This is a genomic window from Pseudomonas cannabina (assembly GCF_900100365.1).
GTDB classification, from domain to species: Bacteria; Pseudomonadota; Gammaproteobacteria; order Pseudomonadales; family Pseudomonadaceae; genus Aquipseudomonas; species Aquipseudomonas cannabina.
In genome coordinates, this window is the sequence record NZ_FNKU01000001.1 from 5,468,238 (window position 1) to 5,492,990 (window position 24,753).

Annotated in this window: 15 protein-coding genes and 3 pseudogenes; 7 read left to right on the top strand and 11 right to left on the bottom strand. The window is 61.0% G+C overall.

What is annotated here, in order from left to right; translation table 11 throughout:
• Positions 1–57: 57 nt before the first annotated feature.
• From BLT55_RS25695 to BLT55_RS25710, 4 genes and pseudogenes are all read right to left on the bottom strand, one after another.
• Positions 58–2,769: pseudogene (locus tag BLT55_RS25695) on the bottom strand (hypothetical protein); the annotation flags it as partial.
• Complete coding sequence (locus BLT55_RS25700) at positions 2,766–3,323, bottom strand: DUF4123 domain-containing protein (protein WP_055001037.1); 558 nt, start codon at positions 3,321–3,323, stop codon at positions 2,766–2,768. The gene BLT55_RS25700 and the pseudogene BLT55_RS25695, both read right to left, overlap by 4 nt.
• On the bottom strand, positions 3,320–5,419 hold the full coding sequence (locus BLT55_RS25705; RefSeq protein WP_074801106.1) for a type VI secretion system Vgr family protein: 2,100 nt from the start codon (positions 5,417–5,419) through the stop codon (positions 3,320–3,322). Before BLT55_RS25705 ends, BLT55_RS25700 begins: the two co-directional genes overlap by 4 nt.
• Positions 5,420–5,681: 262 nt before the next feature.
• Positions 5,682–6,629 (bottom strand): LysR family transcriptional regulator, encoded by a 948-nt coding sequence (locus tag BLT55_RS25710; RefSeq protein WP_055000796.1) that lies wholly within the window; start codon positions 6,627–6,629, stop codon positions 5,682–5,684.
• Positions 6,630–6,788: 159 nt separating this feature from the next.
• Here BLT55_RS25710 and BLT55_RS25715 point away from each other — a divergent pair, with 159 nt between their 5' ends.
• From BLT55_RS25715 to BLT55_RS25730, 3 genes are all read left to right on the top strand, one after another.
• On the top strand, positions 6,789–8,315 hold the full coding sequence (locus BLT55_RS25715; protein WP_055000797.1) for a CoA-acylating methylmalonate-semialdehyde dehydrogenase: 1,527 nt from the start codon (positions 6,789–6,791) through the stop codon (positions 8,313–8,315).
• Between the two features lie 227 nt (positions 8,316–8,542).
• Complete coding sequence (gene mmsB, locus BLT55_RS25725) at positions 8,543–9,433, top strand: 3-hydroxyisobutyrate dehydrogenase (protein WP_055000798.1); 891 nt, start codon at positions 8,543–8,545, stop codon at positions 9,431–9,433.
• Between the two features lie 114 nt (positions 9,434–9,547).
• Positions 9,548–11,518 (top strand): TonB-dependent receptor domain-containing protein, encoded by a 1,971-nt coding sequence (locus tag BLT55_RS25730; protein ID WP_055000799.1) that lies wholly within the window; start codon positions 9,548–9,550, stop codon positions 11,516–11,518.
• Positions 11,519–11,652: 134 nt separating this feature from the next.
• On the opposite strand, the gene BLT55_RS25735 is transcribed toward BLT55_RS25730, so the two are convergent.
• Positions 11,653–12,993, bottom strand: a complete 1,341-nt coding sequence (locus BLT55_RS25735) for an ATP-binding protein (protein ID WP_055000810.1) — start codon at positions 12,991–12,993, stop codon at positions 11,653–11,655.
• 29 nt (positions 12,994–13,022) lie between these two features.
• Positions 13,023–13,787 (bottom strand): response regulator transcription factor, encoded by a 765-nt coding sequence (locus BLT55_RS25740; RefSeq protein WP_055000800.1) that lies wholly within the window; start codon positions 13,785–13,787, stop codon positions 13,023–13,025.
• Between the two features lie 398 nt (positions 13,788–14,185).
• Between BLT55_RS25740 and ggt the strand changes: the two genes are divergently transcribed.
• Positions 14,186–15,913, top strand: a complete 1,728-nt coding sequence (ggt, locus tag BLT55_RS25745) for a gamma-glutamyltransferase (protein ID WP_055000801.1) — start codon at positions 14,186–14,188, stop codon at positions 15,911–15,913.
• 54 nt (positions 15,914–15,967) lie between these two features.
• Here ggt and phnE read toward each other — a convergent pair.
• The 4 genes and pseudogenes from phnE to BLT55_RS25765 all read right to left on the bottom strand — a co-directional run bounded on the left by phnE (position 15,968) and on the right by BLT55_RS25765 (position 19,196).
• Positions 15,968–16,733: pseudogene (phnE, locus tag BLT55_RS25750) on the bottom strand (phosphonate ABC transporter, permease protein PhnE).
• Complete coding sequence (locus BLT55_RS25755; RefSeq protein WP_055000802.1) at positions 16,730–17,557, bottom strand: PhnE/PtxC family ABC transporter permease; 828 nt, start codon at positions 17,555–17,557, stop codon at positions 16,730–16,732. Before BLT55_RS25755 ends, phnE begins: the two are co-directional and overlap by 4 nt.
• Positions 17,551–18,348 (bottom strand): phosphonate ABC transporter ATP-binding protein, encoded by a 798-nt coding sequence (locus BLT55_RS25760; RefSeq protein ID WP_055000803.1) that lies wholly within the window; start codon positions 18,346–18,348, stop codon positions 17,551–17,553. Before BLT55_RS25760 ends, BLT55_RS25755 begins: the two co-directional genes overlap by 7 nt.
• The gene (locus BLT55_RS25765) at positions 18,345–19,196 is read right to left on the bottom strand and encodes a putative selenate ABC transporter substrate-binding protein (RefSeq protein ID WP_055000804.1); all 852 of its coding nucleotides are present in this window, start codon (positions 19,194–19,196) and stop codon (positions 18,345–18,347) included. The genes BLT55_RS25760 and BLT55_RS25765 overlap by 4 nt, the downstream gene beginning before the upstream one ends.
• Positions 19,197–19,427: 231 nt before the next feature.
• Between BLT55_RS25765 and selD the strand changes: the two genes are divergently transcribed.
• The 3 genes and pseudogenes from selD (at position 19,428) to BLT55_RS25785 (ending at position 22,361) form a co-directional block, all read left to right on the top strand.
• Entirely contained in the window at positions 19,428–20,462 is a 1,035-nt protein-coding gene (gene selD, locus BLT55_RS25775; RefSeq protein WP_055000805.1) for a selenide, water dikinase SelD, read from the top strand.
• Entirely contained in the window at positions 20,462–21,562 is a 1,101-nt protein-coding gene (gene mnmH / locus BLT55_RS25780) for a tRNA 2-selenouridine(34) synthase MnmH (RefSeq protein ID WP_055000806.1), read from the top strand. The genes selD and mnmH overlap by 1 nt, the downstream gene beginning before the upstream one ends.
• A gap of 34 nt (positions 21,563–21,596) precedes the next feature.
• Positions 21,597–22,361, top strand: a pseudogene (locus BLT55_RS25785) (sulfite exporter TauE/SafE family protein).
• Between the two features lie 527 nt (positions 22,362–22,888).
• Here the strand turns inward: BLT55_RS25785 and BLT55_RS25790 are convergent.
• Positions 22,889–24,472, bottom strand: a complete 1,584-nt coding sequence (locus BLT55_RS25790) for a peptide chain release factor 3 (RefSeq protein ID WP_007253274.1) — start codon at positions 24,470–24,472, stop codon at positions 22,889–22,891.
• Positions 24,473–24,753 lie beyond the last annotated feature (281 nt).

Here is a 24,753-nt window from a genome sequence, read left to right on the forward strand (position 1 = left end):
TTGATTTATCTGGGGGCAACAGCTGGGTTTTAGAATAAATCAGCGTCTCCCTAAACCTGTTCTGACTGCCCCTTTCTCCCTAACCGTCTGCTCCCATGCAGATATCTCCGAACTCACATTCCAAACCTCCAGCATCAACACCGCCAGACAAAACGGGGTTGACGCCAGCACTCTGTAAGCCGCCTTGTTCCTCTGCGAGTCCAGCCCCTCTATCACTTCACTCAGCCCGCTTTTCGCCCGGACATGAGCCGCTTGCGCTTCCCCCACGGCGCCGGCTGTTTCCCGAGCTTTTTTCAGTGCTCGGTTCATGTCGCCGACCACCTGTGCGGTCTTGTGTCCGCGAGGGATCACCAGCACCCAATTGTCGCCCGTGGGCACGCGAGTCGAGTAGTTGGGCGGTGAGTCGATGTCGCCGAACGGGCTGCCGTCGGCGCGCAGGTATTCGCCATAGCGCGTTTTTGGCATTGACTCCCGAGCAGGCAGGTCTTCCAGGCCGAATACGTAGTGTTGAGGCGTGACCTGATTGCGGCGCATCAGGAACGCTGCACCGAAATGCTCGGGCATCATGCTGCGCAGTTGTTGCACGCCGCGGCCTTGGCGGTTGACGTTGATCTTGTGTGCGTTCGCACCCAGTCGCTCTTGCATCTGCGCCAGTCGGTCAGATGCAGAGCGGGCGTTGGCGCTGGCGTTTTGCACGTTGCCGTTGGCTGGCGCGAGTGCCTGGCTGGCCTTGTCGATTGCATTCGCTGCGCCATCTGCGGCGCTCTGCAGATTTTCGAAGATCCCGACCAGCGCCGCCGTGGTCGCCTTGCCGTTGTTGATGAGGAAGAAGTTCTGCAGGCTGTCGCCTTCCAGCAGGTTGGCCAGGGTGGTGGCGTCCAGCGTGACTTGAGCGACGGGGTCGGGCGTTGGCCGGTTTTCGAAGCGGGCCAGTTCGGTGGCCCGAAAGCGCCCATCGCCCAGGTTTCTAGTGTCTTCAAGCGGCGTTACGTAGGGCGCGCAGACTGTCTGCAGATCGCACTCGGGCCACAGCATCGCGTGCAGAGAGGAGGTGTCGTCGCTGGCAAGCGCATTCAGAAATGTCTGCCCCGGACTCACGGCCTGATCCCAAAGGCCGATACCCGTGACCGCGTCCACAATGTCGCCGCTGGGAGCCAGCGGGTCGACATTGGACGGCACCAGCGCCACCGTCGCCAGTGTCCGGCTCAGCTCGTACATTGCCGCCACGTAGGCAAAGCCATCCAGACTCAGGTGATCGGCCAGCATCTGCACGGTGCCCGCCTGCTTCAGGGTGGCAACCAGTGTGTCCTGCGTTCCGATCATGTGCCGCCAGACCATGGCACGTTCAACGGTGGCGGTGCATTGGTTGATGGCGCGCCTGCCAGGCTCATGCAACTTGGCCATCGTCGCGTGTAACGGGTTTTCCTTGCCGCGAATGCTGCGCGGTACGACCAGTTGCTGCACCAGCAGTGCGCTGGCGTGATGCGGCTGACGAATGGCCAGTCGGGCACACAGGCCGAACAGTTGCTGATAAGTGTCGATGCGTTGCCGCAAGTGACGCAGCCGAAAACACGCATCGTCCAGTAGCACACCGCAGACTTGACGCTGTCGCGCAAGGGTCAGCACATCGTCGGCATTCGGCTGTGCTTGCCAGAGCGTATCGGTATCGACGGTCTCGTCCTGCGTTTCAGCCGGTAAGCTGGCGAGCAAGGCGTCGGCCATCGCCGTGAGTTCCAGAGCCCCGTCATCCTGAGCGGCAGTGCCTCGGGCAGCCTGAGCCAGAAAGGCTTTGGCTTGCCTGAACGACTCGACCGGAAACTGCCCCGACAGATCACACAGGTAGCGCGCCGGATGATCGAGCAGGCGCTCATAACCAGGTTGCCGCGCACGCTGCGGTGCCGCCAGGCTAACCGGAAAGGCGCTGTGTTCCAAGTTGAGACGAGTCGCGTTGACCCGAGCGATCACCGCTTGGGCCGCGTAATCTTTTGCATCGAACCCGGAAAACGCTTTGAGCATCGCCGCGCCATCGGGCTTGCCCTTGTACAGGTCCGTGAAGCGCTCTTTTGACCAGCTCAGGTCCGGGCTCTTGCAGCGTTGTGCTCTCAGCGTCGCATCGGTTTCCAGACGTTCAAGACGCGGCGCGCTGAGCTGGATTTCCGAAAAGCAGAGTTGCAGATTCTGCACTCGTCGGTTGTTGCAGATTGCCGGCAGCCAGATATCTTCAAGCGCCGCGCCGGTGGCCTTGCGCTCACCGGGTAGAAAACCGACTGGCTGGCGATAACGGGCTATGTCGATGTCGTGATAAGTACTGCCGGTTTCACCGACTTGAATCTCCAGCTCGCGCCACAGCGTCGCCTGATAAAACACGTACACGTAACCCGCGCGCGCCAGCACGGGTGTGCCGAGGTCGTACGCGGTCTTTGAACAGGGCAGCGGTACAAAGGGCAGCACCGGCACGATCTGGTTGAACTGCGTATCGGACTGTCGCGGTGTCACCTGCGTGTCGTTGAATAGTGGCAGACAAATCGGCTCGCCCTTGGTGGTTGCGATCTGCAGTTCAAGACGCGTGCCGCTAATGTGATCCCAGACCTCAAGGGTGCTGCTGCACAGCGTGTGCTCTAGCTTTTCCGGTGTTGACGAATAGACACGGTCGCCGGTTTCGCTGATCAGTTGAACCTTCTGCTGGTCCGAATGATGCTTGCCCACGATCTGGACGATCAGCTTGTCCATTTCGCAGGACGGCCCTGCGCTCAAGCTGCTGGCGGTCATTGTGGAAATTCCTTGATCTGGCGGCGCAATGCGTCTTCCTGGCGTTGGCTCAGCGCCAGGGTCATGGGAGGCTGCGGGGGAACCCAGTGAGGCGCGTGCGGATTGTCGATGCTCATCCAGTGCTGATTGCCTTGCGCAACGTCTGCCCAGGTTCCGCCATACCAGCGAAGTCGAGACATGGGCCCCAGCCATTGGGCACTGGATTGCGCGGTGTCGGCGGTAAACAAATAGCTGGCAGTCACCGGGTGCGAATAACGCAAAACGCCTCGGCGTACCCCTTCGAACCTGACGAATAAAATGTGCCTGAGATGCGCGAGCACGACCTCCACAGGTGAGGCGCTTTCGATGATCAGGCCGGGCCAGGCGTCGGGGTGCTCAAGCACGATGTTCAGCAGCGGATGCTGGACGGACGCATCCAGCAAGACGGGACTTTTATCCCGGTAGGCAGCGAGCTCGGTCTTGTCGAACAGCAGGGTCGGCGCTGGGTCGGGCAGCCGTCGGTAAAGCTGTTCCAGCAGTGAGTCAGTGCGTTCCAGCAACAGATAAATGTTCATCTCCGGGCCCCCGACTGCAACGCTTTTCGGCAGCCGCAATCGGCCAGCGGGCAATTCGCAGGTGTTCCACCTTTCGGTTTTTGGCAGAGTTCAATGATCGGCCCCGATCCACTCAGACGCTGCATCAGCAACTGCCCCGGCGCGCTGTCATCGACCCGCTGCACCCGCCCCGGCAGTCGTGGTGTGGGCGCTGTTCCGTCAGGCAACTTGCCCCCGGAATCGAGCCTGACGACCTGCGGCCCGTCCACGGTGATACCGCTGGCGTCGATCTTGATGAAGGAATCGCCAGCCTTGAAAGTGATCTCCAGACCTGCCTCGATCACCACGTTATTGCCAGCCCTGATGTAGATTTCCTGCCCAGCCTCTGCCAGCAACCCATCTGCCACTCTGATGTGCTGCGTGCCTCCCACCGTCAGGTGATCGCTCCTTTTGACTTCGGTCAGCCGGGCACCTTTAACGGTCCGGTGCTCCTCAGCCCCGAACTCGCTGTAGCTGTTGGCTTCGACCCGGTCATGACGCTCATGGCCGACGTTGATTGTCTGGTCGTGCTTGACGATCTGGTCCCAGTCGCGCTGGGCGTGAATATAGATATGCTCCTGCCCGGCGCGGTCTTCGATACGCAGTTCGTTCGATCCTCCACCGCCCGGACTGCTCAAGGTCTTGAAGACACTTTGCGTCTGATTCGCAGGCAATTTGCCGGGCTGCAGGTGCTCTGCATGGTACAGACAGCCGCTGACCAATGGCCGGTCGGGGTCGCCTTCCAGAAAGGTCACCAGCACTTCCATGCCGACTCGCGGGACGACCATGCCGCCGTAACCATTACCTGCCCAACTGGACGAGACCCGCAGCCAGCAACTGCTGCGGTCATTGCCCGCGCCTTCGCGATCCCAATGGAACTGCACCTTGATTCGGCCATGTCTGTCGCAGTGAATTTCCTGGCCTTTCAGGCCGGTGACGACGGCGGTCTGACTGCCGAAGATCTTTGGTTTTGGGTGGCGCAGAGGCGGGCGGTAGGGCGCCTTCCTGGGTGTGGCCAGAAAGGTGTTGCGGTAGCCTTGTTGAGCGTTCCCCTCGTGCTGGCCGGGCACTAGAGATTCCTCCAATACCTGCGGCTGACGGCCTTCATGGCGTACTTCGGTCAGCAGCCAGAGGTCGTTCCAGTCTGTGTTGGGATGGTGGCTGAACGGCATGATATGACCGCTGGCCAGCCTGTGCTGGTTGCTTTGACTTTCGGCCTGACGGTAGTCGTGGCGATGGCGCTCCTGGGCCCGTTTAGCCAGGTGAATGCCGCGATCTTTATCGGTGAAGCCGCCGGGATAAGCGTAGTCTTCGAGCGGGTTGTTTTCGTCATTGTAAGTTGCGCCCTGCATGTCCACGCGCGGACGTTCAAAATGATAGTCGCGGCGCACGGTCTGGCCGGGCCGGGTTTCCAGCCTCTCCAGGAAGTGGTTGACCACGGGCTCACCTTCCACCAGCCCCGAACTTTGCTGATAGCGCACTGGCGCCAGTTCAGGAAACATCGTTTGGTCATCGCCGAAGATTAATTTATGCGCTGAAGAGCTGTGTTCAAAGTGATAGTGCACGGCTTCTTCTTCACACAATCTCTGGATGAAGTGCAGGTCCGACTCGTTGTACTGCACGCAGTATTCGCGTTCTGGATAAGTTGTGCGGAGATGGAATTGATAACTGTCGCCCAGTAATCGGTGATCTTTCAGCACCAGAGCAATGATCTGTGGCACTGTTTTATGCTGAAAAATACGCTGGTTGGTGCGATGCTCAAGTCGGGCCAGGTGCGGGCGCAGGATGATCGAATAATGCGTCAGACGGGTGCCGGAATCGCCTTGGGCGATACGATCGATCAGCCCGTGGACGCCTCGGTCGTTAGGTCCGAATTGCAAAAAAGCCGGTAGTCCCAGCAGGCTTTCGAGGTCCAGTGACAGGCGTTCGCTGACCAGTTCCAATTTGAAGCAGAAGGGCTGGTTGATGGCTTCATGGCCGGAGAAGGCCAGAACCTGAAAGCCATGATCGATGTTATTAGGGCGTTCAGAGCGATCAATGCTCAGGCTGAAGCGTGGCTGATGGGCAGAAGCGAACATCCAAAACTCTCCGCAGTAACGGACAATCGCGCCCGTCGAACTGAGAGAGTCATTACAAGAACAGTGCCATCTGATTTTTTTCCATTCAGATCAATGGGTTAAAAATATTCCAACGAAAAAACAGCAAGAAAACCGAAAAACCTGCGCAGGATAGTGCGCGCTTTCCACGCCAGACTGCGCAGTATCTGACGAGCAAATAATCCGCGCCCTCAAGCCTGAAAATCGCCTGTGACGCAGGTCTTATTGAGCAATCTCTTGCGCATCACCCGACGAACCGCAGCGCTGCCCCTTCACCCAACAAAAACCCCTTATTCAACTCCGTCACCTCCCGAATGTAATCCCACAGCAACGTGATCCGCTTCAACTTGCGCAGGTCCTCCCGGCAGTACATCCAGAACTGACGAGTGATGTTCACTTCATCCTCCAGCACCGGCAACAGCCTCGGGTCTTGCGCGGCGAGGAAGCACGGCAGGATCGCCAGCGCGCGGCCTTGCAGGGCGGCGGTGTATTGGGCGATGACGCTGGTGCTGCGCAGTTGCGCCTGGGCGTTGGGCAGCAGGTTGCTCAGGTACAGCAGCTCCGAGCTGAACGCCAGGTCGTCGACGTAGCTGATGAATACGTGTTCGCTCAGGTCGGCCTTGCGCTGGATCGGCGCGTGGCTGTCCAGGTATTCCTGGGTCGCGTACAGGCGCAGGCTGTAATCGCAGAGTTTGCAACACACGTACGGGCCGTGTTCCGGGCGTTCTAGGGCGATGACGATGTCTGCCTCGCGCTTGGACAGGCTGATGAAATGCGGCAGCGGCAAGATATCCACTGAAATGCTTGGGTAGCTGCCGAGAAAGTGGCTGAGCTGCGGGGTGATGAAGAAACTGCCGAACCCCTCGGTGCAGCCCATGCGGATATGCCCGGACAAAGCCACGCTGGAGCCGGAAACCTGTTCGCAGGCCATGTGTAGCGTGCTTTCGATGGACTCGGCGTAGCCCAGCAAGTGTTGACCTTCGGCGGTCATGATGAAGCCGTTGTTGCGCGACTTTTCAAACAGCAATGTGCCGAGCGAGGTTTCCAGCGAATTGATACGCCGCGACACGGTGGTGTAGTCGACGGCCAGGCGTTTGGCCGCGCTGCTGACTTTGCGGGTGCGTGCCACTTCGAGGAAAAACTTCAGGTCGTCCCAGTTCAACAGGCTTAGGGAAGTGATGTTTTTTTGCATGTTAACCCTGCTTTTATCTGCGTTCTTATTAGAAGTTTGCACATCTATACTCCAAAGCACGCCCCCTGACCAACTCAAAAACAACACTGTCGGGAGACCACGAACATCCATCGGCAACTGCCCCGGATCGCGTGGTTTGCTGAAGGGAGAACCGCTGAAATGAATGCCTCGCTGAATAGCACCGCTACTTCGGTAGCCCGCGTCAAACTGTTGATCGATGGCCAGTGGCTCGACTCGCAAAGCAGCGAATGGCAGGACATCGTCAACCCGGCCACGCAGGAAGTGCTTGCGCAGGTGCCGTTCGCCACAGCCAGTGAAGTCGACGCCGCCGTTGCTGCCGCCCACGCGGCCTATCGCACCTGGCGTGACACGCCCATCGGCACGCGCATGCGCATCATGCTCAAGTTGCAGGCGCTGATCCGCGAGCACTCCAGGCGCATTGCGGCGGTATTGAGCGCCGAGCAGGGCAAGACGCTGGCCGATGCCGAGGGCGATATCTTTCGCGGCCTTGAGGTGGTCGAGCACGCGTGCTCGATTGGCACGCTGCAAATGGGCGAGTTCGCCGAGAACGTCGCCAGCGGCGTCGATACCTACACGCTGCGCCAGCCCATTGGTGTGTGCGCCGGCATCACGCCGTTCAACTTCCCAGCGATGATTCCGCTGTGGATGTTCCCGATGGCGATTGCCTGCGGCAACACCTTTGTCCTCAAACCCTCCGAACAGGACCCGCTATCGACCCTGCTGCTGGTCGAACTGGCGATCGAGGCGGGCATTCCGCCGGGCGTGCTTAACGTGGTGCATGGCGGCAAGGACTTGGTCGACGCGATCTGCACGCACAAAGATATCAAGGCTGTTTCCTTCGTCGGTTCGACCGCTGTCGGTACGCACGTTTACGACCTGGCCGGACGACATGGCAAGCGCGTGCAGGCGATGATGGGTGCGAAGAATCATGCCGTCGTGCTGCCCGACGCCAATCGTCAGCAGACGCTCAACGCGCTGGTGGGCGCAGGCTTCGGCGCGGCAGGGCAACGTTGCATGGCGACCTCGGTGGTGGTGCTGGTCGGCGCGTCGAAGCAGTGGCTGCCGGACCTCAAGGCGTTGGCGCAGAAACTCAAGGTCAATGCCGGTCACGAGCCGGGCACGGACATCGGGCCGGTGATTTCCCGACGGGCAAGGCAGCGCATTCTCGACCTGATAGAAAGCGGCGTGCGTGAAGGCGCGACCCTTGAGCTGGATGGCCGGGAAATCTCGGTGCCGGGCTATGAAGGCGGCAACTTCGTCGGGCCGACGCTGTTCTCGGGTGTCACCACCGACATGCAGATTTACACCCAGGAGATCTTCGGCCCGGTGCTGGTTGTGCTGGAGGTCGACACGCTGGATGAAGCCATTGCGCTGGTCAACGCCAATCCGTTCGGCAACGGCACGGGCTTGTTTACCCAGAGCGGCGCTGCGGCGCGCAAGTTTCAAAGCGAGATCGACGTCGGCCAGGTGGGCATCAACATCCCGATTCCCGTGCCAGTACCGTTTTTCAGCTTCACCGGCTCGCGGGGTTCCAAGCTGGGTGATCTGGGGCCGTATGGCAAACAGGTGGTGCAGTTCTACACTCAGACCAAGACCGTCACCAGCCGCTGGTTCGATGACGACAGCGTGAATGATGGCGTGAACACCACGATCAGTCTGCGTTGATCGTTCTACACACGTCCAACTGACTCTCGTGCCACCGCGTTGGCATGCATTTCTGGACGCTCTGCGTCTGATCTTGAGCGCGCGGCGCGGTGCAGATGTGTGACGCGGAGCGTCATGAAAGGCGTTCCCACGCTGGAGCGTGCGGAACGAGAGGTGTCTGGGCACCACTTGGCGTGAATCAGTTGGGCTTGCTTATAACGGCGAGGACCATACCAAGGAGAACAACAATGAACATCGCATTTATCGGTCTGGGCAACATGGGCGCGCCCATGGCTCGTAACCTCATCAAAGCCGGGCACAACCTGCATGTGTTCGATTTGAACAAGGCGGTCTTGGGCGAATTTGCCGAGCTGGGCGCAACGGTCAGTGATTCACCCAAGCAAGCAGCAGAGGGCAGCGAGCGGGTCATCACCATGTTGCCCGCCGCCGCACATGTGCGCAGCGTGTACCTGAACGACGACGGGGTGCTGAAGGGGATTGCGCCCGGTGTTCCGGCCGTTGATTGCAGCACCATCGACCCGCAAACGGTCCGCGACATCGCCGCCATCGCTGCGCAGCAAGGTGTCGTACTGGGCGACGCGCCGGTATCGGGGGGCACCGCAGGGGCGCAGGCTGGCACGTTAACGTTCATGGTCGGCGGTTCGGTGCAGCACTTTGCCGTGCTCAAACCGCTGCTTGAAATAATGGGCCGCAACATCGTGCATTGCGGCGAAGTGGGCACCGGGCAGATCGCCAAGATTTGCAACAACATGCTGTTGGCGATTTCCATGATCGGCGTTTCCGAATCAATGGCCTTGGGCAACGCGCTGGGCATCGACACCGAGGTGTTGGCCAGCATCATCAATACCTCGACCGGCCGTTGCTGGAGTTCAGAGGCGTACAACCCTTGGCCGGGCATCGTCGAGACTGCGCCGGCATCGCGCGGCTACAGCGGCGGCTTTGGCGCGGAGCTGATGCTCAAGGATCTGGGGCTGGCAACCGAAGCAGCAAGGGCAGCGCATCAGCCGGTGATTCTCGGTGCTGTGGCCCAGCAGCTTTATCAGGCGATGAGCCTGCGCGGTGATGGCAGCAAGGACTTCTCGGCGATCATCGAGGGGTATCGTAAAAAAGCGCTTTGACAGAAAAGAGGCCGGGGCGGTCGTGCGGCCGCGAAATGTTGTCACATCTTGTCCAACCTTCCTGAATGCAGATGCATACGATTCTCTTTTACTTGTGAATCGTAAGGAAGCTCCATGCATTCTCCTCTTCGTTTGCGGCCTGCGGCTGTGATGGTCAAACTCGCGCTGGCCTGTCTGGCAGTGGGCCAGGCTCATGCTGCCGAGCCCGTCATCGAGCCCGCCAACGTGCTGTCGCTTGACGACGTGGTGGTCACCGCTTCCGGTTTCGAGCAGAACCTGGAGGATGCACCGGCTTCGATGACGGTGATTACCGGCGACGAATTGCGCAAGAAATCCTTTCGCGATCTGACCGATGCATTGCGTGACGTCGAGGGCGTGACCGTCAATGGCGGGGCCAACGAAACCGATATTTCCATTCGCGGCATGCCTGCCGATTACACGCTGATTCTGGTCGATGGCAAACGCCAGAGCGCCCGTGAATCGCGGGTCAACGGCAACAGCGGTTATGAGCAGAGCTTCATTCCGCCCGCCGAGGCCATCGAGCGTATCGAGGTGGTTCGCGGGCCGATGTCATCGCTGTACGGCTCGGATGCAATTGGCGGGGTGATCAACATCATCACGCGCAAGGTCACGTCGGAGTGGGGCGGTTCGATCACCTACGATTACTCGGCGCGCCAGCACAGCGATCAGGGCAATGCGCGGCAGACCCAGTTCTTTCTCGGCGGCCCGATCAAGGAGGACCTGTTGGGGTTGCAGGTCTGGGGGCGTTATCTGGATCGTCAGGCTGACGACGACGTCGAAACCACCAACGGTTTCAGCAAAGCCGAACATCGCGATCTGACGGCCCGGCTGTCGTTCACGCCGACCATCGACCACGACATCCTTCTGGAAGCCGGGGCCACGCGTCTCAAGAACGGCGATGGCGTGAGTGCCAACTGGGCCACTCGTGAGCAGGAAAACAACCGCGATCACTGGTCGATTTCGCATCAGGGGCGCTGGGGCTGGGCGACCTCGGACGTGTCGCTGGCGTATGAAAAATCCAGTCGCGAAGGCGAGGCCAGCGCGACCCAGACTGACGTATTGGGGCGCAAGCCTGAAGTTGAAAACCGGGTGCTCGACGCCAAGCTGGTGATGCCCACTGAGCGCAATATCACCACCACCGGCCTGCAGTGGAACGACACCACCGTGACCGACTGGAATCAGGGCCTAGGCGACCGCAAGGACTACGAGTTCTCGGTGGTGCAGAAGGCGCTGTTCGCGGAAAACGAATGGTCAGTGACCGACACCTTCGCGCTGACCACCGGCCTGCGCATGGACCACCACGAACAGTACGGCGTGCATTTCAGCCCACGGGTGTATGGCGTGTGGCGCGCTACCGATGACTGGACCATCAAAGGCGGTGTGGCGCGAGGCTTCAAGGCGCCTGAAGTGCGCGCCGTGGTGCCGGGTTATTCGTACCTGCGTCGCAACCGGTTCGTGATGTTCGGCAACCCGGACCTCAAGCCGGAAACCAGCACCAACTACGAGTTGTCGGCGCTGTGGTCGAACCGCAACGACCTGTCGGCGGGCATGACGGTGTTCTACAACGACTTCCAGGACAAGCTTTCGACCGTGACCACCACCGAGGTGTGGAATGGTTTTATCGTCATGGACCGGGTCAATGTCGACAAGGCGGTCATCAAGGGCGTCGAGCTCAATGGTCGTTGGGACATCACGCCTGCGGTCGCGATCAAGGGCAATTACACCTACACCGATTCTGAACAGAAAAGCGGCGCCAACGCCGGTGCCCCGCTGGCGCTCACGCCGGAGCAGAAGGCCAATCTGCGCGCCGAGTGGACGCTCAACGACCGCACTCAGTTATGGGCGTCAACCAATTACTACGGCAAGGAATACGGCAACACGCTCACCGACGAAGCCGCGCCGGGCTACACCACAGCGGACCTGGGCGGCTCTTATGAACTGAGCAAAAACATCTCGCTCAACGCCGCGCTGTACAACGTGGCAGACAAGCGACTGGATGACGAAACCTACGGCACCGTCAATTACGGCCGGACGCTGTGGGCGAGCACCACTGTACGGTTTTGAGGTGGGATTTATCGTTCCTCACGCATCAGTCTTGTGGGAGCGTCCGGATCGCCGCCCCGGTCACTCCCACGAAAACGGTGCTTTGACCCGCAGCTGCGATGTGAATACATATCTCAGTGGGAGTGACCGGGGATCTATATTCCGCCCGCAGGCAACCGCACCACTGCACACAACCCCGCGAGCGGGCGGTTTTCCAGGGTGAGTTCGCCGCCGTGGGCCTGTACGCAGGCGCGGGCGATGGCCAGCCCAAGGCCGAGCCCGCCGCCTTGAGCGTGGTCGATACCGGTCTGGCTCAGTTGCACGAAGGGCTCGAACACGTGAGTCAGCCATGCCGCTTCGATGCCCGGACCATGATCGAGGATCTCCAGGCGGATATCCTCGTCAGGCGCTTTGTATAAACTCACCGTGGCATCCCCGGCGTGCTTCAGTGCGTTGTCGATCAGATTGGTCAGTGCGCGTTTCAGCGCCAGTGGCCGGCAGCGGCACCTGATCTGGCTTGCACCATCCCAGCCAATCGGCGTTCCCATCGTCGCGTAACGCCTGGCCAGATCATCGATCAGAGCGGTGAGCGATATCTCTACCGTGGCTTCCTGCACCGCATCACCGCGCACGAAATTCAGGGTCTCGCGCACCATCGCCCGCAGCTCATCGAGGCTTTCGAGCATGTCATCGCGTGTTGGCCCGTCTTCAAGCAACTCCATGTGCAGGCGCAGTTCGGTGATCGGCGTGTTCAGGTCATGACTGATGGCGGCCAGCATGCGCGTGCGACCTTCCACATGACGGGCAATGCGCGCCTGCATGATGTTGAATGCCGTGGTCAGCTCACGCGCCTCCTGCGGGCCGGACAGCGGCAGCGGCGGTATCCATTCACCGCGGCTGACGCGCTCGGTGGCCTTGGCCAGGGTCTTGACCGGTTGCACGATACGGCGCATGAAAAACACCACGATCAGCAACACGGGAATGGTCGTCACCGGCAGCGTGTAGGCCAGCATGCGACCCCATTCATAGCCACCCGCCGGGTGCTGAATGCCGTTCAGGTACGAGCCGTTCAGCAGGTTGATACTGGTGCGCAGGCGCAAAGGCGCCCAGCCTGCCGCCACGAACACGTGCTCGCGCGCCGGGCCACCGCTGATGCGTTCCAGCTGCATGCCAATGGTGGTTTCGGCGGGCAGCTTCAGCCGGTGGCTCAAGTCCGCGACCAGTCGATATTCTTCGGCACGCATGTCCAGCGTGGTGGCGATGGGCCGGGCGGACACCCACAGCTCCGAATCCGGCGTCTGCATGGCGGCCAGCAGGCGCGATGCGTCTGCGGCCGACAGGCCCTGCGTGGCATGGTAAGCGGTGATCAACCGTTCGATGGCAAGGGTGCGCGACAACGGATGAATCAGCGCGCCGGTACGTTGCAGATAAAGCATCGCGATGGCATTCGAGGCCAGTAGGGCAATCAGCAGCAACAGCGCCAGTTGTTGCGTCATGCGTCTGGGCCACAGCCGGTTCAACAGGGTCATGCGTCGAGCGTGGCGACAGTGGCCGCCAGCAGGTAGCCGTCGCCCCAGATGGTGCGCAACAGCTCGGGCTCGACCGGGTTGTCACCGAGCTTGCGGCGCAGGCGGCTGATCTGCCGGTCGATAGCGCGGTCGTAGACTTCGCTGCCCGGTCGCGCGGTCAGATCGATCAGGCGCTGGCGACTGAGAATAGTGTTGGGATGGCTGAGCAATACGCCCAGCAGACGACTTTCCACCGTGCTCAGCCTGACTGCCGAGCCGTCTTTGCGCAGCAGCGTTGCGGTGCTGCTGATGAAACGCAGGCCGGCGAACGCATAGTGCTGCGTCAGTGCAGGCGCAGCGTCGACCGGTTTCGCCTCAATGATCGCCGGGACCGGCCCGCGCCTGCGCAACACGCTGTTGAGGCGGGCCACCAGCTCGCGCGGCTCGAATGGCTTGGTGATGTAATCGTCGGCGCCAATGTCCAGGCCGCGTACCCGGTCGGCGCAGGTGTCGCGCGCGGTGAGCAGAATCACCGGGATGTTCTCGCGTCGATGCAAGCGGCTGCACAGCTCAAATCCGTCGCCGTCCGGCAGCATCACATCCAGCACCACGGCATCGAACGGCAGTTGCTTGAGCAGTTGCCACATGCCCGCCGCATCCTCGGCCGTGCGCACGTCGAACAGGTGGCGACGCAGATAGACCGCCAGCGGATCGCGGATTTTGCGGTGATCGTCCACGACCAGAATGCGCGGGGCAGGGCGAGGCTGAGGGGTGGGGCGCATCATGTAGTTCCTGCAGTACGGCTGGGGATGATTCTCATTGAGTGTCGCGATATTATCCCATTTGTGACTGGGGAGTTGCCTTGCGGGGCGACAAGCCGGTGCTTGGCTCAGCGGATAAGTGACGTGCATCGATATTTTTTACGCTAGGGAGACGCTGATTTATTCTAAAACCCAGCTGTTGCCCCCAGATAAATCAAGGCCTCCAGAGCGTTGCAGGGACGAAAAATCGAATAAATCAGCGCCTCCCTAGGTAAACGCGCCAGAAACAGCTACTTTGGAGCGGGTCAGATTCGCGCAGGGATGCCCGGTACGCTTCGACGAGAAGCGCAGCATCCCTCGACCAGAGGCTGGCGCCGCACTCATCAAACGTTCCGACTCAGCAGAAGAAGAGATCGATCATGAAGCTCGAACCCCTCGCCAGGTCGCTGATCGCGACGGCACTGATTGTTGCGTACTCCCCCACATTCGCCGCATCACAGGCCCCGGTCGCCGCTGAAAACGGTATGGTCGTGACTGCCCAGCATCTGGCTACCCACGTGGGTGTCGATGTGCTGAAGAAGGGTGGCAACGTGATCGATGCCGCCGTGGCGGTCGGTTACGCGCTGGCAGTGGTCTATCCCGCAGCCGGCAACCTGGGTGGCGGCGGCTTCATGACCATTCAACTGGCCGACGGGCGCAAGACCTTTCTGGACTTCCGGGAAAAGGCTCCTCTAGCCGCTACCGCCAATATGTATCTGGACAAGGACGGCAACGTCATTCCGGACCTGAGCACCAAAGGCCATCTGGCCGTCGGCGTGCCGGGCACTGTGTCCGGCATGGAAATGGCGCTGAGCAAATACGGCACACGCAAGCGCGAAGAAGTCATCGCACCTGCTATCAAGCTGGCTGAAGACGGTTTCGTGCTGGGGCAGGGCGACATCGACATGCTGTCCAGCGCCACCGAGGTGTTCAAGGCCGACATGGCTGATTCCGGGTCGATCTTCCTCGACAAGGGCGAGCCGATGCAGGTCGGTCAGAAGCTGGTGCAGAAAGACCTCGCCAAGACACTCAGGGAAGTGTCCGAGAAGGGCAGTGACGGTTTCTACAAAGGCTGGGTCGCCAAGGCGCTGGTCGATTCGAGCCAGGCGGGCAAGGGCATCATCACCCAGGCTGACCTCGACCATTACAAGACCCGCGAGTTGGCACCGGTCGAATGTGATTATCGCGGTTATCACGTCGTATCCGCGCCGCCGCCGAGCTCCGGCGGTGTGGTCATCTGCCAGATTCTGAACATTCTTGAAGGCTACCCGATGAAAGAGCTGGGCTTCCGTTCGGCGCAGGGTATGCACTATCAGATCGAAGCCATGCGCCATGCCTACGTGGACCGCAACAGCTATCTGGGCGACCCGGATTTCGTCAAGAACCCGGTCGCGCATTTGCTGGACGTGAAGTACGCGGCCAAGCTGCGTGAGGCCATCGAGCCACAGAAAGCCGGTGACTCGAACAAGATTAAACCGGGCGTCGCGCCTCATGAGGGCAGCAACACCACCCATTACTCGATTGTCGACAAATGGGGCAACGCGGTCTCGGTGACCTACACCCTGAACAACTGGTTCGGCGCGGGTGTCATGGCCAGCAAGACCGGCGTGATTCTCAACGATGAAATGGATGACTTCACCGTCAAGGTAGGCGTGCCCAACATGTACGGGCTGGTGCAGGGCGAAGCCAACGCCATCGCGCCGGGCAAGACGCCGTTGTCGTCGATGAGCCCGACCATCGTCACCAAAGACGGCAAAGCCGTCATGGTCGTCGGTACGCCGGGCGGCAGTCGCATCATCACGGCAACCCTGCTGACCATGCTCAATGTCATCGACTACGGCATGAACATTCAGGAAGCGGTGGACGCGCCGCGCTTCCACCAGCAATGGCAACCTGAGACAACCAACATCGACACGTTCGCAGTCAGCCCCGACACGCTGAAGATTCTCGAGAGCTGGGGCCACAAGTTTGCTGGTCCGCAACCGCTCAACCACGTGGCGGCGATTCTGGTCGGTGCGCCTTCGCTGGGCGGCAAGCCGGTCGGTAACAACCGTTTCTACGGCGCCAACGACCCGCGCCGCAACACCGGGTTGTCGCTGGGTTACTGAGTCAACGCCACGGCATTGAGCTTCAGGGCCGTGGTCTGCTGCCCTGCTGCCGGATCAGTTGCGCACCCAGCGCTGGCGGCTCCAGCCACTCAATGCATCGACGGCGAACACCAGTATCAGCATCGCCAGAATCACCGTGCTGGCCTGCGCTTCCTGAAACAGGCTGAGGCTGACGTAAAGCATCTGGCCCAGCCCGCCAGCGCCGACAAAGCCCAGCACGCTGGCCATGCGAATGTTGTTTTCCCAGCGGTACAGCGTATAGGCCAGTAACTGCGGCCAGAGGTTGGGCAGCGTGCCGTAGCCGAAGGCTTGCCAGGCGCTGCCACCGTGCAGGCGAATCGCCGCGGCGGGCTCAGGCGAGGTGTTTTCCAGCGCTTCGGCAAACAGGCGGCCGAGGACGCCAGTGGTGTGCAACGCCAGCGCCAGCGTGCCCGCGTTGGGGCCAAGCCCGGCGGCCAGCACCATCAGCACGGCCCAGACCAGTTCTGGAATAGCGCGCAACGCTGAGCAGCAAGCGGCTCAGGCTGCGCAGCGGCCAGCCCAGACGCCCGGCAGCGGGCAGGGCAAGCAGCAGACCGGCGACGGCTGCCAGCAACGTACCCAGAGCCGACATGGCCAGGGTTTCCAGAGCGCCCTTGGCGATGGCTTGCAAGTGATCGCTGCTCAGGTCGGGGCTCATGAAGCGCACTGCATAACGGCCCATCTGCGTCAGGTTGTCGTGACTGCCCAGCGTGAAAAGGTCCAGGCCGAGGTACACAAATGATCCGATCACCCCTGCGACAATCGCCAGCAACAGTAACAAATTGTCTGTGCGCCTCATGTGAACCGCCTGCGCAACAAGCGACTGAGCTGATCGGCAATCAGCACCAGCAGCAGGAAGGTCAGCAGCATGCTCGCCACTTCATCGCCTGCGAACATGCGCATCGACAGGTCGATCTGTTGGCCCAGGCCGCCCGCGCCGACAAAACCCATCACCACCGAGGCACGCACTGCGCACTCCCAGCGATACACCGTGTACGACGTCAACTCGGCCGCTGCATTGGGCAGAGTGCCGTAAGCCAGCGCGGCCAGCCGCCCGCTGCCGGACTGGAGCAAGGCGTGAGCCGGGCGCTGGTCCACTGATTCATATATTTCGGCGTAGACCTTGCCGAGCATGCCCGCGTAAGTAATCGCGATGGCCAGTACGCCTGCCGTGGGGCCGAGACCGACCGCGCGCACGAACAGCAACGCCCAGACGATTTCCGGCACGCTGCGCAGAAAGATCAACAGCCCACGCACCGGCCAGCGCAGGCATTGGCCGAGCCAACCCGGGCGCCCGCCCCGCGAAGCCGCCGACAACGACAGTGCCTTGCTGGCGAGCAGGCTTGCCGGTACCGCCAGCAGCAGGGCAAGGGCGATACCGGCAGTGGCGATGGCGAGGGTTTGCAGCGTGGCGTCCAGCAGCAGGCCGAGGAATTCTGCGGAGTGCGCCACAGGCCAGAACCCGGCGAGGAAGTTGCCCATCGTCCGGGCGTTGTCGGCTTGCAGCAGCACAAACGGATTCAGCTCAGCCAGACGAACGCCCGGCCAGAGCAGTGCAACGGCCAGCAGCGCCAGCAACAGGCGTGGCACTGCCGCCGGGTCACGCCGGTCCCGATTCAGCATCGTGGCGTCCAGGCGGTTTCTGCAACCTCGGAAACCTGCTGCGGGCTCAGTTGGTCATTGGCGTACAGCGTGTCGAGGTGTTGTCGTTTGACCTCGCTGGCCGGGAGGTCGAAATGGATGCGCCCGTCGCGCACGCCGACGATGCGCGGAAAGTGCGCCAGCGCCAGTTCGACTGCGTGCAGGCTGGCGACCAGCGTGACGGTGTGTTCGATGGCGTGCTGACACAATAACGCCAGGGTGTGATCGGCCAGACGTGGGTCCATAGCCGAAACCGGTTCGTCGGCCAGTAACAATTCGGGGGCCTGATACAAGGCGCGGGCGATGCCGACGCGTTGCAACTGGCCGCCGGACAACTGCTGGCAGCGTTCGAACAGTTTATCGGCCAGATCGAGACGCGCCAGCACCGCGCGTGCGCCGGGCACATCCAGTGGGTGCAGCAGGTTCAGCAGGCTTCTGCCCAGCCCCCATTGCCCCAGCTTGCCCGCTGACACCGCTGTGACCACACGCTGGCGCGCAGGCAACGGCGGTGCCTGATGAATCAGGGCAATGCGGCTGCGCAAACGCTGGCGTTGCCGGCTGGACAGCTGCCACGGATCGACGCCCAGCACGTCCAGTTGTCCGGCGCTGGGTGGCAGAGTGCTGGCCAGCAGGTTGAGCAAAGTGGTCTTGCCCGCACCGGACGGGCCAATGATTGCCACCCGCTCGCCGCGCTCAATGCTCAGGTCCAGCCCGCGCAACGCCAGCGTGCCATTGCTGTGGCGCAGGTCGATGGCGGACAGGCGCAAGGTCATTTCAGCAGGTCGGCAGCGCGCGCGGCTTCTTCGATACCCTTGTAGTTCTCGGGTTTGGTTTCGATGAAGCGGCTGGCGGCCTGCAAATCGAGAATCGCCTTCTGCTCAGGGTTGGCCGGGTCGAGGCCAAGGAATGCCTGCTTGATCTTCGCCGCCAGTGCCGGGTCAAGGCTGCCGCGCACCGTCCAGTTGTAGTCGAAATAGGTCGGCGTGGTTGCGAAGACATGAACCTTGCTGGTATCGACTTTGCCGCTGGCGACCAGTTTGTCCCACACGCTGGCATTGAGCACGCCGGCATCGACCTTGCCGGCCTGAACCCAGGCAGCAGTCGCGTCATGTGCGCCGGAATAGGCAACGCGGCTGAAGAACGTCTCCGGCTTGATGTTTTCCTTGAGCATGAAATAGCGCGGCATCAGGCTGCCGGAAGTCGACGACACCGAGCCGAAGGCAAACGTCTTGCCCTTGAGGTCGGCAAGCGTCTTCACGTCCGGATCGGAGGTGATGAATTTGCTGGTGAATTTGGCGTCCTGCTCGCGCTGTACCAGCGGCACAGCGTTACCGGTCTTGAGGTTAACCTGTACGAAGGTGAAGCCACCCAGCCAGGCCATGTCGAGGCGATCGGTGGCCAGCGCTTCGACGACTGCCGGGTAATCCGCTACCGGGACGAATTCGACTTTCATGCCCAGGCGTTGCTCCAGATAAGCCCCCAGCGGCTTGAACTTGCGCAGCAGTTCGGTGGGCGCTTCGTCGGGGATGGCCGACACGCGCAGGGTATCGGCCGCATGGCTGGTCAGCGCGGAGAAGGACAGGGCAAGGCCGGCGGCGAGCGCCAGGGTACGCTTGAGCATGGAAGTTCTCCGGTTCAATAGCGGAAAAAAGGGGTGAAGGCCACGTGAGTGAACAGGCAGCGCTTTGCAGAATTTGGTAGCAGTGCGCGGGGATTATAAGAGGCATGGCGAGAAAGGCCAGTTCAGCGACGGGCTGTCGGCCGTGACAACCGGCAAGCGACGCGGTTTGCGCTGATACGCGAACAGCCCCTAGACTCCGCAGCCTGTTTCCCGCTTACCGAGAGTGTCGCGATGAATGAGCCAATCCGCCTGACCCAGTACAGTCACGGAGCGGGGTGTGGCTGCAAGATTTCCCCCAAAGTGCTGGATGTGATCCTCGCCGGCAGCGGCGCGCAGAACCTTGACCCGAAGCTCTGGGTCGGCAATACCTCGCGTGACGACGCCGCGGTTTACGCGCTGGACGACGAGCGCGGCGTGGTCTCGACCACCGACTTCTTCATGCCCATCGTCGATGACCCTTTCGACTTCGGCCGCATCGCTGCGACCAACGCGATCAGCGACATTTATGCGATGGGCGGCGACCCGCTGATGGCCATTGCGATTCTCGGCTGGCCGGTCAATCTGCTGCCGCCCGAAGTGGCCCGCGAAGTGATCCGCGGCGGTCGCGCGGTGTGCGATGCAGCGGGCATCCCGTTGGCGGGCGGGCATTCCATTGATGCGCCGGAGCCGATCTTCGGCCTGGCCGTCACCGGCGTAGTGCAGAAAAAGCACATGAAACGCAATGACACGGCCCAGGCCGGCTGCACGCTGTACCTGACCAAACCGTTGGGCATCGGCATTCTGACCACCGCCGAAAAGAAGTCAAAGTTGCGCGACGAGGACGTCGGCCTGGCGCGAGACTGGATGTGTACCCTGAACAAGCCGGGCAGTCGCTTCGGCAAGCTGGCCGGTGTGCTGGCCATGACCGATGTTACCGGCTTCGGCCTGCTCGGGCATCTGGTTGAAATGGCTGATGGCGCCGGGCGGACCGCTCGTCTTGATTACGCCGCCGTGCCGCGCCTGCCGGGTGTCGATCACTACATGGCCGAGGGCTGCGTGCCGGGCGGCACACTGCGCAATTACGAAAGCTATGGCGACAAGATCGCAACGCTGAACGATGCCCAGCGCGACCTGTTGTGCGATCCGCAGACCAGCGGCGGCTTGCTGGTCGCGGTCAGCCCGGAAGGTGAGGCGGAGTTTCTGGCGGTGGCGGCCGAACTGGGCCTGCTGCTCAACCCGATCGGTACCTTGCTCGAGCGACAGACACACGCCGTCGAGGTGTTCTGATGGTCGACAACAGTAGCGACTACCGCGCACTCTTTCTCAATGACGTGCCGATGATGGACGCTCGCGCCCCGGTGGAGTTTTCCAAGGGCGCGTTTCCGGGTGTGATCAACCTGCCGCTGATGAACGACATCGAGCGGCAGAAGGTCGGCACCTGCTACAAACAGCACGGCCAGGAGGCGGCCATTCAGCTCGGGCATCAACTGGTCTGCGGACAGGTCAAGGATGAGCGGGTCGAGGCCTGGGTCGAGTTCGCCCGGGCCAACCCGAATGGCTACCTGTACTGCTTTCGCGGTGGCCTTCGTTCACAGACCGTGCAGCGCTGGCTGAAGGACGCAGGCGTCGATTACCCGCGCATCCTGGGTGGTTACAAGGCAATGCGCACGTTTTTGCTCGATTCCCTGCACGAAGCCGTGACCGAGTGTGATCTGGTCGTGCTCGGCGGCATGACCGGCACTGGCAAGACCGAGGTGCTGACGCAACTTCCCAACAGTCTGGACCTGGAGGGCATTGCCAACCATCGCGGCTCCAGCTTCGGCAAGCGCGCCACCGGGCAGCCAGCACAGATCGATTTCGAGAATCGCCTGGCCATCGACCTGCTTAAAAAACGAGCAGCCGGCATTGAACAATTCGTGGTCGAAGACGAAAGCCGTCTGGTCGGCAGTTGCAATGTGCCGCTGGAATTGCACCAGGCCATGCAACGCTGTCCGATGGTTTGGCTGGAAGACAGTTTCGAGCACCGCGTCGAGCGCATCCTGGCGGATTACGTGGTCAACCTCTGTGCAGAGTTCATCAGCGTCAAGGGCGAAGAGCTCGGCTTCGGTCTGTTCGCCGATCGCCTGCTGCAAAGCCTGAACAACATTCATAAGCGTCTGGGCGGCGAGCGTCATCAGCGCTTGCTGACACTCATGCAGGCGGCGCTGGAAGAACAACAGCGCAGTGGTGCAGTTGAGCTGCATCGGAGCTGGATCGAAGGCCTGCTCGGCGAATACTACGACCCGATGTACATCTACCAACGCGAACAGAAGGCGACCCGCATCGAGTTCGCGGGTAATCAGATGGACGTGTCGGGTTATCTGAACGAGCGTGCATCGCGGGTTTAGCCTGCGAGACGTTTTGCCTGCGGACAGGGATGCCATGAGCACAGTCTTCGATTTCTACCAACACCTTGGGTGGGGCCTTTCAGCGCTGGTGATCGGCATCTTTCTGCTGGCGGGCACGGTCAAGGGCGTCATCGGCCTTGGCCTGCCAACCGTCGCAATGGGCTTGCTGGGTCTGGCCATGTTGCCGGCGCAGGCTGCGGCGCTGCTGATTATTCCCTCCACCCTGACCAACGTCTGACAACTGGCGTCCGGCGGGAATTTGCGACCGCTGCTGAAACGCCTGTGGCCGATGCTGAGCATGATTTTTGTCGGTACGCTGGCCGGGTCGGCCTGGCTGGGGATGAGCGGCAGCCATTCGATGACGCGGGTGCTGGGCGCGGCACTGCTGCTGTATGCGCTGAGCGGACTGTTCCTGCCGACCTTCAAGGTCAGGGCCACTGCCGAGCGCTGGCTGGGGCCGCTCTGTGGTTTTGTCACCGGAGTCATCGCTTCGGCTTCCGGGGTCTTCGTGATTCCTGCGGTGCCCTATCTGCAAGCGCTCGGGCTTGAGCGTAATCAGCTGATACAGGCGCTGGGATTGTCGTTCACCGTGTCGACCCTTGCGTTGGCAATCGCGTTGTCCTGGAGCGGCGCTTTGGGTGGCGCAGAGCTGGGCGCTTCCTTGCTGGCCCTGGCACCGGCGCTGCTGGGAATGCTGTTCGGCCAATGGCTGCGGCAGCGGATCAGTGCCGTGTTGTTCAAGCGCATGTTCTTCATCGGCATGGGACTGCTGGGTCTGCATCTGCTGATCGCGGGCTGATTGCGTTGGAAATACTCACTCTAAGCTGACTTTCCCCTGCGCACCGAGGCACTGAGATCAGTAATTCGAGTCAGATTCGTGACTCGGCAGCAAGAGTATTTTGCCTGTTATCGGCTTACTCGCTGACGCATCCCTCTTTACTCCGGTTTCATCCATTAACGATCTTCGCCAGAGCTGCAGATGGGCCGATGTCATCCTCTGACAGATGCCCGGCTGGTGGATGGGTGCTGAGGGTTAAGTGCTTTCTGGATTGACTCACCTCAGGGTTGCAGGCCAGGCGTCTTCGCTTGTTCATTTCAGGCGGTACATCTTCAGCGGATGTACGCTCTCCTTGTGGGAGCGAACTTGTTCGCGAAAGCTTTATTTCGGGCGGTACATTTTTAGCGGATGTACCGGCTCTTTCGCGAGCAAGCGACGCGTCGTCCGGTCCGCTGCGACATGCCCTTTCCCGCATAGGGCATGCTTTCCAGCCTGTAGGCGCCTAGACCTGTGGACGACAGAAGACGCGGAGGGGGGCCGCACAATCGTCAGTGATGCTCGCGGGTAGCGCGGAATTTCACGTCGGGCCAGCGTTCTTCCATCAGGGCCAGGTTCACGCGGGTAGGGGCGAGGTAGGTCAGGTGACCGCCGCCGTCCACTGCGAGGTTTTCCACCGCCTTGTTTTCAAACTCTTCGAGCTTCTTTTTGTCGGCGCATTCGATCCAGCGGGCAGACCACACGGTGATCGGCTCGTAGGCGCATTCGACTTTGTATTCTTCCTTCAGACGGCTGGCGACCACATCGAACTGCAGCACACCGACAGCGCCGAGAATGATGTCGTTGCTGCGCTGCGGGAAGAACACTTGCGTGGCGCCTTCTTCGGCCAGCTGTTGCAGACCCTGGCGCAGTTGTTTGGACTTGAGCGGATCCTTCAGGCGCACGCGGCGGAACAGTTCCGGGGCGAAGTGCGGGATACCGGTAAAGCCCAGCGCTTCGCCTTCGGTGAAGGTGTCGCCGATCTGGATGGTGCCGTGGTTGTGCAGGCCGATGATGTCGCCTGCGTAGGCTTCTTCCAGTTGCTCACGCTCGGAGGAGAAGAACGTCAGCGCGTCGCCGATCCGCACGTCTTTGCCCAGCCGCACATGGCGCATTTTCATGCCTTTTTCGTAGCGGCCCGAGCAGATGCGCATGAAGGCGATCCGGTCGCGGTGCTTGGGGTCCATGTTCGCCTGGATCTTGAACACGAAACCGGCGAATTTCTCTTCGACCGGTTCGACGGTGCGTTCGTTGGCGACCCGTGCGAGCGGTTTGGGTGCCCAGTTCACTACCGCATCGAGTACGTGGTCGACGCCGAAGTTACCCAGCGCCGTACCGAAAAACACCGGCGTCAGTTGACCGTCGATGAACTCCTGCTGATTGAATTCATGGCAGGCGCCCTGCACCAATTCCAGCTGCTCGACAAAGCGGTCGTACTCGTCACCGAGGTGGGCACGGGCTTCGTCGGAATCGAGCTTTTCGATGATCCGGGTTTCGGTGCGTTCGTGACCGTGACCTGCGGTGTAGACAATGATGTAGTCGTCAGCCAGGTGATAGACACCCTTGAAATCCCGGTAGCAGCCAATCGGCCAGGTGATCGGCGCAGCCTTGATCTTGAGCACCGCTTCGATCTCGTCGAGCAGTTCGATCGGGTCACGAATGTCGCGGTCGAGCTTGTTGATGAAGCTGACGATCGGCGTGTCGCGCAGACGGCAGACGTCCATCAGGGCGATGGTGCGTGGCTCGACGCCTTTACCGCCGTCGAGGACCATCAAGGCCGAATCGACCGCTGTCAGGGTGCGATAGGTGTCTTCGGAGAAGTCTTCGTGACCCGGCGTGTCGAGCAGGTTGATCATGTGATCGCGATACGGGAACTGCATCACCGACGTGGTGATGGAAATACCACGCTGTTTCTCCATTTCCATCCAGTCGGAGGTGGCGTGACGGTCGGATTTACGCGACTTGACCGTACCGGCGATGGAAATGGCCTTGCCCATCAGCAGGAGTTTTTCCGTGATGGTGGTTTTACCCGCATCCGGGTGGGAAATAATGGCGAAAGTGCGGCGTTTCGCGACTTCGGCGGCCTGTTGGGTCATGGGAAATCGCCTGGGATGGGATTGAAAAAAGGGCGCAGATTATAGCTCAAGTCTCGGCAATATCCGAACCGTTCAGACAATAAACGATGGCCAGATAGTATCTCGTGTGGGAACCTTTCAGGTCGTGGAGACGTCCACTCCCCCGTCAAAGCCGCTACCAAGGCCAACTTCTGGGGTTGAATCATCAGCATGTTGGCTTGACGAAGCTGCGCTTATGGCTTGTGTTTTCGCCGAGGTTAAACCCTTACCGGCGACCCACCCGCTGCTCTTCGCGAACGTTA